Source organism: Qipengyuania psychrotolerans, from assembly GCF_019711355.1.
Classification (GTDB): Bacteria; Pseudomonadota; Alphaproteobacteria; order Sphingomonadales; family Sphingomonadaceae; genus Qipengyuania; species Qipengyuania psychrotolerans.
In genome coordinates this window covers 1,223,314-1,234,771 of the sequence record NZ_CP081297.1, presented here as the reverse complement: position 1 = coordinate 1,234,771, position 11,458 = coordinate 1,223,314, and the positions used below count along the sequence as shown (strand labels likewise).

General features: G+C 57.6%; 13 protein-coding genes and 1 tRNA gene. 6 read left to right on the top strand and 8 right to left on the bottom strand.

Annotation, left to right across the window (positions count from 1 at the left end):
• Positions 1-102 precede the first annotated feature (102 nt).
• The 4 genes from K3166_RS06055 to K3166_RS06040 form a co-directional block, all read right to left on the bottom strand.
• The gene (locus K3166_RS06055) at positions 103-1,485 is read right to left on the bottom strand and encodes a pyruvate dehydrogenase complex E1 component subunit beta (protein WP_221423760.1); all 1,383 of its coding nucleotides are present in this window, start codon (positions 1,483-1,485) and stop codon (positions 103-105) included.
• Positions 1,486-1,488: 3 nt separating this feature from the next.
• The gene (gene pdhA, locus K3166_RS06050) at positions 1,489-2,571 is read right to left on the bottom strand and encodes a pyruvate dehydrogenase (acetyl-transferring) E1 component subunit alpha (RefSeq protein WP_247714754.1); all 1,083 of its coding nucleotides are present in this window, start codon (positions 2,569-2,571) and stop codon (positions 1,489-1,491) included.
• A 127-nt stretch (positions 2,572-2,698) separates the two neighbouring features.
• Positions 2,699-3,013: an FtsB family cell division protein gene (locus K3166_RS06045; protein ID WP_221423758.1), complete on the bottom strand. Its 315-nt coding sequence runs from the start codon at positions 3,011-3,013 to the stop codon at positions 2,699-2,701.
• Between the two features lie 52 nt (positions 3,014-3,065).
• A complete protein-coding gene (locus K3166_RS06040) occupies positions 3,066-4,232 on the bottom strand; it encodes an acyl-CoA dehydrogenase family protein (RefSeq protein ID WP_221423757.1) in 1,167 nt (388 codons plus the stop codon).
• Between the two features lie 128 nt (positions 4,233-4,360).
• Here K3166_RS06040 and hppD point away from each other — a divergent pair, with 128 nt between their 5' ends.
• The 5 genes from hppD (at position 4,361) to K3166_RS06015 (ending at position 9,148) form a co-directional block, all read left to right on the top strand.
• A complete protein-coding gene (gene hppD, locus K3166_RS06035) occupies positions 4,361-5,464 on the top strand; it encodes a 4-hydroxyphenylpyruvate dioxygenase (RefSeq protein WP_221423756.1) in 1,104 nt (367 codons plus the stop codon).
• Positions 5,461-6,033 carry a VOC family protein gene (locus K3166_RS06030; protein ID WP_221423755.1) on the top strand — a complete coding sequence of 191 codons (573 nt, stop codon included), beginning with the start codon at positions 5,461-5,463 and terminating at the stop codon, positions 6,031-6,033. The genes hppD and K3166_RS06030 overlap by 4 nt, the downstream gene beginning before the upstream one ends.
• Positions 6,034-6,116: 83 nt before the next feature.
• Positions 6,117-6,995 carry a mechanosensitive ion channel family protein gene (locus K3166_RS06025; protein ID WP_247714753.1) on the top strand — a complete coding sequence of 293 codons (879 nt, stop codon included), beginning with the start codon at positions 6,117-6,119 and terminating at the stop codon, positions 6,993-6,995.
• A gap of 66 nt (positions 6,996-7,061) precedes the next feature.
• On the top strand, positions 7,062-7,976 hold the full coding sequence (locus tag K3166_RS06020; RefSeq protein ID WP_221423754.1) for a haloalkane dehalogenase: 915 nt from the start codon (positions 7,062-7,064) through the stop codon (positions 7,974-7,976).
• Positions 7,973-9,148, top strand: coding sequence for an MFS transporter (locus tag K3166_RS06015; RefSeq protein WP_221423753.1), 1,176 nt, complete (start codon positions 7,973-7,975; stop codon positions 9,146-9,148). The genes K3166_RS06020 and K3166_RS06015 overlap by 4 nt, the downstream gene beginning before the upstream one ends.
• On the opposite strand, the gene K3166_RS06010 is transcribed toward K3166_RS06015, so the two are convergent.
• The 4 genes from K3166_RS06010 to grxC form a co-directional block, all read right to left on the bottom strand.
• Positions 9,149-9,225, bottom strand: a tRNA-Arg gene (locus K3166_RS06010).
• A 37-nt stretch (positions 9,226-9,262) separates the two neighbouring features.
• Positions 9,263-9,730, bottom strand: coding sequence for a DUF1178 family protein (locus K3166_RS06005; RefSeq protein WP_221423752.1), 468 nt, complete (start codon positions 9,728-9,730; stop codon positions 9,263-9,265).
• A 6-nt stretch (positions 9,731-9,736) separates the two neighbouring features.
• Positions 9,737-10,552, bottom strand: coding sequence for a carbon-nitrogen hydrolase family protein (locus tag K3166_RS06000; protein ID WP_221423751.1), 816 nt, complete (start codon positions 10,550-10,552; stop codon positions 9,737-9,739).
• Positions 10,553-10,816 (bottom strand): glutaredoxin 3, encoded by a 264-nt coding sequence (gene grxC / locus K3166_RS05995; protein ID WP_221423989.1) that lies wholly within the window; start codon positions 10,814-10,816, stop codon positions 10,553-10,555. It abuts the gene before it with no gap.
• A 167-nt stretch (positions 10,817-10,983) separates the two neighbouring features.
• Here grxC and K3166_RS05990 point away from each other — a divergent pair, with 167 nt between their 5' ends.
• Positions 10,984-11,454 carry an Hsp20 family protein gene (locus K3166_RS05990; protein ID WP_221423750.1) on the top strand — a complete coding sequence of 157 codons (471 nt, stop codon included), beginning with the start codon at positions 10,984-10,986 and terminating at the stop codon, positions 11,452-11,454.
• The last annotated feature ends 4 nt before the right edge of the window (positions 11,455-11,458 follow it).

Sequence of the window (11,458 nt, the reverse complement as noted above, 5' to 3'; positions counted from 1 at the left end):
CGGGCGCGCGCAACATAATAACGAATCGCTTTGCGCACAAAAAAGGCCGCGGCAACATGAAGCACCGCGGCCTTTCCAAGTGGAAGCGAAAGGGATCCGAACCTAGTCGCGATAAGTGACTTTCTTCACCGCCTGCACAATCCGGTCGCTGTCGATAAGCGCCAGCTTTTCCAAATTGGCCGCATAAGGCAGCGGCACATCTTCGTTGCACACGCGGGTGACCGGCGCGTCGAGATGATCGAAGCCTTCTTCCATGCAAATCGTGGTGATTTCAGACGCGATCGAGCAGGTCGGCCAGCCTTCTTCCGCAATCACCAGGCGATTGGTCTTAGCAAGGCTTTCGAGCACCGTTTCCTTGTCGAGCGGGCGCAGGGTGCGCAGATCGATAACCTCGGCATCAATGTCTTCATCTGCCAGTTTCTCGGCAGCTTCCAGCGCCAGTCCAACAGCGATCGAATACGCTACAATGGTGACGTCCGAACCCTCGCGCATGATCCGTGCCTTGCCGATGGGCAGGACGTGATCGTCGAGTTCGGGTAGCTCGAAGCTGCGTCCATAAACAAGCTCGTTCTCGAGGAAGACAACCGGATCTTCGCAGCGGATGGCTGCCTTGAGCAAGCCTTTGGCATCGGAGCTATCGTAGGGTGCGATAACAATCAGGCCGGGCACGCTGGCGTACCAGGGTCCGTAGTTCTGGCTATGCTGCGCTCCAACGCGGCTGGCAGCCCCGTTGGGTCCGCGGAATACCACCGGACACCGCATCTGTCCGCCAGACATGTAATTGGTCTTGGCCGCAGAGTTGATGATGTGGTCGATGGCCTGCATCGCGAAATTGAAGGTCATGAACTCGACCACCGGGCGAAGTCCGCCCATCGCAGCACCGGTACCGATACCGGCAAACCCGTATTCCGTGATCGGAGTGTCGATTATCCGCTTGGGACCGAATTCATCCAGAAGGCCCTGAGTGACCTTATATGCACCCTGATATTGCGCGACTTCCTCACCCATGACGAACACGCGCTCGTCGCGGCGCATTTCTTCCGCCATGGCATCGCGCAGCGCTTCGCGTACGGAAACGCTGGCCATATTGGTGCCATGCGGGATTTCAGGATCCTGCACATTGGATTTCTTGGCGGGCTTAGTGATCTCTGCCTCCGAAGCCTCGCGGCCAACATCCTTGCCCTCACCGGGCACATCGTCGACTTCGCTTGAGGAGGGAGCCTCCATCGCTGAGGCGTCTTCGCCCTCGGCCGCGAGCATCGCGATGACGGTGCCGACCTTCACGCCTTCTGCACCTTCCTCAACCAGGATCTTGCCAAGGGTGCCTTCGTCCACCGCCTCGAATTCCATCGTCGCCTTGTCGGTTTCGATCTCGGCGATGATGTCGCCAATCGCGATCTCGTCACCTTCCGACTTGAGCCACTTGGCGAGCGTGCCTTCTTCCATTGTTGGTGAAAGAGCGGGCATCTTGAGTTCAATGGCCATGGATCAATACTCCTCGACCAGAATTTCGGTATAGAGTTCGCTAGGGTCCGGTTCCGGCGAATTTTCCGCGAAATCTGCTGCAGCGCTCACCGTTTTGCGGATGTCCTTGTCGATAGCTTTCAGCTCATCTTCGCTGCTCCCCTGCTCGATCAAGGCCCTCTTGAGGCCCTCGATGGGATCCTTGTGGTCTTTCATGTCCTGGACCTCTTCACGGCTGCGATACTTCGCCGGGTCGGACATGGAGTGCCCACGATAACGGTAGGTCTCGCACTCCATCAGGACAGGTCCCTTGCCTTCGCGCACGTGCTTGAATGCGATTTCTGCAGCCTGACGCACTTCGAGCACGTCCATACCGTTGACCTTCATCCCGGGAATCCGGAATGCCGTCCCGCGCCGGTAAAACTCTGTTTCTGCCGAACTGCGACCGACGGCGGTCCCCATGGCGTACTGGTTGTTTTCCACCACGAACACGATCGGCAGCTTCCACAGGGCAGCCATATTAAAGGTCTCATAGACCTGGCCCTGGTTCGCCGCACCGTCACCGAAATAGGCGAGGCACAGGCCCCCATCATTGTTGTACTGATGTGCCAGCGCCAAACCGCCACCCAGCGAAACCTGCGCGCCGACGATGCCGTGCCCGCCGTAGAATTTGTGCTCGGTCGAGAACATGTGCATCGACCCGCCCTTGCCCTTGGAAATGCCGGCTTCACGGCCAGTGAGCTCGGCCATGATGACCTTGGGATCAATGCCGTAAGCGAGCATGTGACCGTGATCGCGGTATCCCGTGATCACGCTGTCCTTGTCCCCATCAAGCGCGGACTGAAGTCCGATGGCGACCGCTTCCTGTCCGATGTAAAGGTGGCAGAAGCCGCCAATCAGACCAAGGCCATAGAGCTGGCCAGCGCGTTCTTCGAACCGGCGGATAAGGAGCATCTGTTCGTAGAAGTGATGCATTTGATCTTTGGTGGCATCGAAGCGCTTCTTCTTTTCAAGCTCCACCTGGAGCGAGCGCAGTTCGAAATCCGTATCTTCGGCGGGGCTTTGTGCAGCCTTGTCTGACGCCTTCTTATTCGGGGCTTTAGCCAAAATCTCGGTTCCTTCATCTTCCGGGGAGGAATGTGCCAGAGCTATAGGCACAGCCATGCGGCGCACGCAACGCCCTGCTGGCTGCGCATACGAAAACCTTACGGAAATGGAAGCTTCTAGTGCCCGATCAGTCGTCGAGCTGGATCACGACTTCGTCAGGATGAACCACGTTGAGCTGACTGCGCAGCAATTCGCCAACCATGTCGGGATCAGCATGGTCGGGGTGCAGGAGCGCGACCTTGTTCTTCAGGGCCAGACGTTCCTTCTGCAGCTCTTCCAACTGAGCTTCGCGCTGGTCGAGCAAGCGCAAATTCTCGCTCCACGCAAGAAAGCCTGACGGGCCAGCAATCGCAATTCCACCCATCACAAGCAAAGCTGCCAGCGCCGCGCTTTGCGTCGCATGCTGCCTTTGCCGAATGTTGAGTCTCATCTTGCCCCGCATAACGCTACAGAATCACAGTTAACCATCGCGCGCAAGCGGATTTTGTGAGCTCCTAGTACGAACGCGGCAAGCCAAGGACATGTTCGGCCAGGTAACTCAGGATCAGGTTGGTGCTGATTGGGGCGACGGTATAAAGCCGCGCCTCACGAAATTTGCGTTCGACATCGTATTCCTCCGCGAAACCGAAACCGCCCAGCGTCTGGACGCACATGTCGGCCGCGGCCCAGCTTGCCTCGCTGGCAAGCATCTTGGCCATGTTTGCTTCCGCACCCGCATTGCCGCCCTCATCGAAAACGCGCGCTGCTTCATGGACCATCAGCTCTGCGGCGCGCGTCTGCGCGTAGCAGCGAGCGATTGGAAACTGGACGCCCTGGTTCTGCCCGATCGGCCGGCCGAATACCTGCCGATCGCTGGCGTATTTGCTGGCTTGTTCGATGAACCACTTCGCATCGCCGATGCATTCGGCACCGATCAGGATACGCTCAGCGTTCATCCCCGACAGGATGTAACGGAAGCCCTTCCCCTCTTCGCCGATCAGGGCAGAAGCAGGAATGCGCATATCGTCGAAGAACACTTCCGTGGTGGAGTGGTTCATCATCGTTCGGATGGGCTTGATGGTCATCCCGTTTCCGACAACCTTCCTCATGTCGATCAGAAACAAGGAGAGGCCTTCGGTCTTTTTGGCCACTTCATCGCGCGGGGTCGTTCTGGCCAGCAGGACCATGAGGTCCGAATGTTCGGCCCGGCTCGTCCAGATCTTCTGTCCGTTGACGATGTATTCATCGCCTTCTCGCTTGGCAAAGGTGCGGAGCGAAAGAGTGTCTGTGCCGCTGGTTGGTTCTGATACCCCGAAGGCCTGCAAGCGCAGCTCGCCAGTCGCGATGGCAGGGAGAAAAGTCTGCTTTTGCTCTTCGCTCCCGTAACGCAGAAGGGTATTCATCACGTACATCTGAGCGTGAGCAGCGGCGCCATTGCACCCAGCAGCCTGAATCTCTTCCATGATGACTGCGGCGGCATCCAGCTTGAGCCCGCTTCCGCCAAATTCCTCGGGAATGAGGGCAGCCAAGAATCCTGCCCTGGTGATGGCATCGACAAACTCGGCGGGGTAATCCCGTTCGCGATCCTTTTCCCGCCAATATTCTCCGGGAAATTCGGAACATACAGCACGGACCGCACGGCGGATTTCATCAAGTTCTTCATTGGCCATATCGGCACTCATGGACTCACCTTGCCGACAAGGCAATCCGCCGGAACGACGCATTTTCGCGCGCGTTGGTTTCTTGACAGAACCGGCACCAGCACGTAACTGGTTTCCATTGAAACTAATTTAGCGGACAGAGGAAACAAATGCCTGACCTTTTCGAAAATCCCATTGGCCTCGACGGTTTTGAATTCGTCGAATTCTGCGCACCCCAAAAAGGTGTCATCGAGCCGGTTTTCGAAGCCATGGGCTTTACTCATGTCGCAACGCACCGCTCGAAAGACGTGAACCTGTGGCGTCAGGGTCAGATCAACCTCATCGTCAACTACGAACCCAAGAGCGCTGCATGGTTCTTCGCCCGCGAACATGGCCCATCCGCTTGCGGCATGGGTTTCCGCGTTCGCGATGCGAAGAAAGCCTATGCCGAGCTTATCGAGCGCGGGGCAGAGCCGGTCGCCAACGAGCCAGGCCCGATGGAACTCCGCATTCCCGCAATCCGCGGCATCGGCGGAGCGATCGTATATCTGATCGACCGCTATTCCGACGAAAACGGGGAAGGCCTGTCGATTTATGACATTGATTTCGAATATCTTCCGGGCGTTGAGCAATTCCCGGTCGGCGCAGGCTTCAATGTCATCGATCACCTCACGCACAACGTTTACAACGGACGCATGAAGTACTGGGCGGATTATTATGAGACGCTCTTCAACTTCCGCGAAATCCGCTTCTTCGACATCAAGGGCGAATATACCGGCCTCACTTCCAAGGCGCTGACTGCACCTGACGGAAAAATCCGCATCCCGCTCAACGAAGAGGGCGAAGGCGGCAAGGGCCAGATCGAAGAATTCCTCCGCGAATTCAATGGCGAAGGCATTCAGCATATCGCGCTGATTTGCGACGATCTGCTTCAGTGCTGGGACAACCTCAAGCAGCTCGGCGTACCTTTCATGACCGCTCCGCCCGAAACCTATTACGAAATGCTGTCCGAACGTTTGCCCAACCACGGCGAGAACGTGGACGAGCTCAAGATGCGCGGCATCCTGCTGGACGGCACGACCGAAGGCGGACAACCGCGCCTGTTGCTGCAGATTTTCGCAGAAGCACAAGTCGGCCCCGTGTTCTTCGAGTTCATCCAGCGCAAGGGTGACGAAGGCTTCGGCGAAGGCAATTTCAAGGCGTTGTTCGAAAGCATGGAACGCGACCAGATCAAGCGCGGCGTTCTCGAAGTAGAAGCGGAGCCTGCCGAATGAGCGAAGCAATCACCCATCCCGTCAAGCTCGGCGGCGTCCATCATGCAGCCTATCGTTGCAAGGACGCCAAAGAGACCGTCGAATGGTACGGCAAGGTGCTGGGCATGGACTACACGACAGCCTTTGCCGAAGATCACGTCCCGTCGACGGGCGCCTATGATCCGTACATGCATGTCTTCCTCGACGCTGGGAATGGCAACATCCTCGCCTTCTTCGAACTGCCCAACCAGAAAGACATGGGCCGCGACGAAAATACCCCCGCATGGGTCCAGCACCTCGCCTTTCGGGTCGCATCGGAAGCTGAACTGCTTGCTGCAAAAGAACACATCGAAAGCCTCGGCATCGATGTGCTCGGGCCGACGCACCACGGGATCTTCAAATCGATCTACTTCTTCGATCCCAATGGTCACCGGGTTGAACTGGCCGCAGACATCGGAACTGACGAACAATACGCCGAGCTGAAGCGTGTCGCTCCGATGATGCTGGAGGAATGGAGCGAAACCAAGAAGGCTCCGCGCCATGCCGACTGGCTGCATGAAATCGCCCGCAAGGAGCACGGCGGTAATTAAGCCTAAGAGTTGAAAACCACGTTATTTGGGCAATCCGGAACCCTAAGCGGTCCACATCGTTGGCCCGCAAAGGGAGTCTCCGCTTGAATTACATCGACACACTGCGCGATCAGTTGCGGGAAATGGGTACGAGTTTCGTCGAAACCATGCCCAGCCTCGCGATTGCGATCTTCATCATGCTGGTCACGTGGATCGTCGCACGTTTCGGCGTGAAGATTTCGGATGCAATTGTTGGCCGCACCGAAATTCGCAGCAGCCTGAAGAACCTGATCGATACAATCGTGAAGCTAGCGATCTGGCTGACCGGACTTTTCATCGCAGCAGTTGTCGTCATCCCCACCCTGACCCCCGCCAGTCTGCTTGCCGGACTTGGCATCGGCGCAGTCGCCATTGGCTTTGCGTTCCAGGATATCTTCGAGAACTTCCTTGCAGGCGTCCTCATCATGGTGCGCGAAAAGATGCGTATCGGTGATATCATTGAGTGCGAAGGCATTACCGGGAAGGTAGAACATATCACCTTGCGCGAAACCCATGTACGCAAGCTATCGGGTGAGCTGTCGGTCGTTCCAAACTCGATCCTGTTCAAGAACCCGGTCGAGATTTTGACCGATGTCGACCAGCGCCGACACGAGGTTGTGGTCGGCGTTTCCTACGACACGAACCTCGATCACGCGGCAGATGTTATCCGCCGTGCCGTCGAGGGCATCGACGATGTGCTCGCGAGCAAGGGCGTTGATATTTTCGCGCAGGAATTCAATTCCAGCTCGGTCGATTTCCTCGTCCGATGGTGGGCCGGATCAACACCGCGTTCCGGATGGGAAAGCAAGGACAAGGTCGTGCGGAAGGTCAAGGCCGCGCTCGACGAGGCCGGGATCGAGATTCCCTTCCCGTATGTCACGCACACCTTCAAGGAAACGGTACCCGTTAGCCAGCTAGGTGACACAGGCAAACGCGCGCCTTAAGGGTTTCGAACAGAGACCGAATTGAGCTGCACGGTGCCGCTTAGTTCCGGTATCGGGGAGAGACCGATGAAAATCCTGCGAACACCTTCGGAGCAGTTTGAAAACCTCCCGGGGTTTGATTTTGCCGAGAACTGGTTTGAGGTAGATCTGGGCAACGGTCAGACTGCTCGGCAGCATTACGTAGATGAAGGCTCCCCCGAAGCTCCGCCGGTTTTACTGTTCCACGGCGAACCCAGCTGGTCCTTCCTATATCGCAAGATGATCCCGATCCTTGTTGATGCAGGCCTGAGAGTGCTTGCACCCGACCTGATCGGCTTCGGGAAAAGTGACAAACCTGACGATCCAGAATTCTTTACCTACGCGCGCCACGTCGATTGGCTCAAGCAGTGGCGCAGTGCGGTTGAACCAAGACCCGCGGCCCTTTTCTGTCAGGATTGGGGCGGCCTCCTTGGCCTGAGGATGGTCGCACACGACCCCGAGCAATTCGTTTGTGTCGTGGCGAGCAACACCTTCCTGCCCGCAGGCGGGACGCCTTCCAAAGCATTTCTCGCCTGGCGCGAGTACGCGCGGACGACGGATGATTTCCGGATTGGTCCGCTCTTGCAGCGCTCGACGGTCACAGAACTGACCGAAGCAGAGGTCGCAGCCTATGATGCCCCCTTCCCCAAAGAAGCCTTCAAAGCAGCTGCCAGAGCGTTTCCCGCCTTGGTACCTGTCGAAGACGGTATGCCAGGCGTCGAAGACAACAAGGCCGCCTGGCCATCTCTGGCGGCATATGACAAGCCTTTCCTGACGTTGTTCGGAGAGGATGATCCGATTACCCGGGGTAGCGAGAAATTCCTGATCGACCGGATCGCTGGCGCTGAAGGCTTGTCGCACCGAACGCTGCCGGGATGCGGGCACTTTTGCCAGGAAGACCGGCCGCAGGAACTGGCTAAAGGTATTATCGAGATGGCTCGCAAGGCTGGCCACCTGGGGTGAGCAGTCCAGCGCTGCTCACTCGGACACAGGAATACCTGTTGGCTGTCGTCGCCGCGGTGGTGACGGCCAATGCATATTATATCCATCCGATCATCGGCGATGTAGCGCAGCATTTCTCGGTTAGCGAGGCGCGTATCGGGCTCGTGCCGGCACTTAACCAGCTGGCGCTTGCCATTGGCATCCTGTTGCTCCTGCCGCTGGGCGATCGATATTCCAACAGGCGGCTCACAATCCTGTTCGCAATAGGACAAACGACCGGTCTGGCGATGATGACTTTCGCCGAGCAGTTTACTCTTTTTGTCGCAGGCTCGACCTTGCTGGGCTTCTTTACGATCGCGCCGTATCTGCTGCCCGCTTACGCATCCAAACGGGTCGCGCCAGAAAGGCTCGGCCACGTCACCGCCCTGCTTACGGCCGGTGTCATATTGGGCATACTCATCGCCCGCGTCGGAGCGGGCTGGATCGCAGAACATTACGGCTGGCGCCTGGTGTACTGGATCGCCACAGGCCTTATGCTGACAGTCACCATCGCCCTGCCCCGGCTGATGGAAGGTGGTTCGCGTTCAAGTGGTTCCGGGGCCTATTGGAAACTTGTTGTCTCCATCGCCCCGCTCTTGAAATCGCACCGCGAAGTCGTGCTGTCGGGATTAATCCAGGCGCTGAACTTTGCCCAATTTATCGGGCTATGGCTCGCCCTTGCGCTCTATCTGACTGATCCGCCGTTCAACTACGGGACCGATACAGTGGGCTATCTTGCCGCGATCGCCGCAGTCAGCATCTTGTCTACTCCAAGACTTGGTCGCTGGGCAGACCTGGTTGGTGCCCGCAAGGCCCGCTTCATTTTCGCAATCATCCAGTTGGTCGGCATCATTCTCTTCTGGCCATTGGGCGGGAATATTTGGGCCATGCTGGTGCCGCTTGTCCTGATCAATCTGGTGGGGCCGGGCATTGATGTGACCGGAAGAATGACTTTTCTGTCTTTGGAGCCTGCCGTGCGCACGAGGCTCACGACGATCTATGTCGTCCTGATGTTTATCGGTGGCGGGATAGGCAGCCTGGTCGGAACTACGGTCTATGACGCCTATGGGTGGGCGGGAACCTGCATCATGCTCGGCGTCTCTTCCGCATTGCTTACGGTATTGGCGGCTTTTGCCACCCGGTATGGAAGATGATGGTGCGCCCGACAGGATTCGAACCTGTGGCCCCCAGATTAGGAATCTGATGCTCTATCCGACTGAGCTACGGGCGCCCGCTGCTCCGTATAGCGACTGGGAATCGCGTGGCAATCAGTTCAATTCGTCAGGGGGAGCGATCGGGAAAAGGATCGGTGCAACGGCGATGCCTTCAGCCGCAAGCTCTTCGGCCTCTTCCTTCGATGCCTTGCCGTGGATCGGGGTATCTTCTGTCTCGCCATAGTGCTGAGACCTGGCTTCTTCTGCGAACTTGTTGCCGACCCAGGTGCTCTTCTCGAGCGCCTTTGCTTGGGCCTTGGCCAGCACCTCCAGCGCCTCTTTTACCTGCGGCGGCATCGGGGCATTCGACAATTGTGCCTCTGCCTTGGCGGAACGGGTATCAACCGACGCATTGGCTTTTGCTGGCACAGCCGGTGCCATGGGCGCCTTGCCCACGTTGCTGCATCCGCATTCGGGGCAATCGACCAAGCCGCGTTCGCGCTGCTGATCGTAATCGGCAGACGAGCCGAACCAGCCTTCAAACTTGTGGCCATTTTCGCAGTGGAGGTCGAAGACGATCATGGCGGCCTAAATGACTATTTTCCGGCGATTGGCAAGGCTTGGAACCTGGTCGCGCACTTCTTTGATCCGCGACAGGTCAATATCGGCGAAACCAAGGCCTGCCTGGTCGCTGCCCATATCCAGGAGCACCTCGCCCCATGGATCCACCACCAGACTATGGCCAAAGGTTGTGCGGCCGTCCTCGTGCCGACCGACCTGTGCAGCGGCAATTACGAAGGCACTCGCCTCAATGGCTCGCGCACGCTGGAGCACATGCCAATGCGCTGTGCCGGTTGGGACTGTAAATGCTGCGGGTATCGAGATAATATCGCACTGCGCCTGACCGAGAGCCTCGAACAGACCTGGAAATCTCAGATCGTAGCAAATTGAAAGACCGAGACGGCCAAGCGGTGTCTGTGCGGTGACGACCTTCTCCCCCGCCCGATACGCGTTGGATTCCCGCCAGCTTTCGCCGCTGTCCAGATCGACATCGAACATGTGGATCTTGTCATATCGTGCAGAGATATCGCCAGTGTCGTCAATCAGGAAACACCGGTTCGCCCACATTCCATCGCCGGCATCCACTGCGAGAGATCCTAGACAGGTCCAGATCCCTTCCCTCGCGCAGGCATCCCTTACGGCAGCGAGAGTCGGGTTATCCTCTTCTGCGACTATGTGGATTGACGCTCGCTTGCGATTCCGGTCGAGTAATCCCGACATCTCGGGAGTGAAGAGCATTTCGGCTTCCTCCCCGCTCGCCTCCCTGACAGCGTCGACCAATGCCGCAGCATTCGCATGCGGATCAATTCCGGTGTTTGCCTGATAGAGCGCAATTCGCGTCATTCAGTCAGCCAGTAAGGCATCAAGCTTGCCGGCACGTTCCAGGGCCGCCAGCTCGTCGGATCCGCCAACGTAGGTATCGCCAATGAAGATCTGCGGTACGGTCCGGGCGTTTGGCGCGCGTTGCAGCATTTCGTCACGCTTGGGACCGCCCATCGTGATGTCATGCTCTTGGTAATCCGCGCCTTTCTCGTCGAGCAAGCGTTTTGCACGGAAGCAGAAGCCGCAGCCGAACTTGGTGTAGATGTCGATAGTCGGTTGGCTCATCATGATCCCCGTCAAATTTCCAAGGCCCGATTTAGGGCTAGATCGAGGTGCTTGAAAGCTTTTGCAGCACCCCTATGTTATTTCTGTCGTTGCATGTTGCAGAGACGCGGGAGCGCCAACTTCGGGCTCCCATACATCTCAAATTGCTCACAAGAGGATTTGTTTCAATGAACCGTTTTGACACTACCCCATATCGCCGTTCCACCGTCGGATTCGACCGGCTTTTCGACTTGATGGAGCGCCAGGCACGTAATGCCGGCGGGGATAATTACCCACCCTTCAATATCGAGCGCCGCGGTGATGACGAGTACCGGATCACCTTGGCGGTGGCCGGGTTTCGCCCCGAAGACCTTGATATAACGGCACAGCAGAACCTGCTCGTCATTCAGGGCCGGAAGCGTGACGAACAGATTGACGGCGACATGCTTCACGTAGGCATTGCCAATCGCGGATTTGAGCGCCGCTTCGATCTCGCTGATTACGTACGCGTTCAAAACGCTGATCTGAGCGACGGCATGCTCGTCATCGACCTCGTGCGCGAAGTGCCCGATGCGATGAAGCCGAAGAAAATCTCGATCGGCGCGCAAAAGCCGCTCGAAATCGTCAAAGGCGATGACGAGGGCAGCGCCGCAGCGTAAAAAC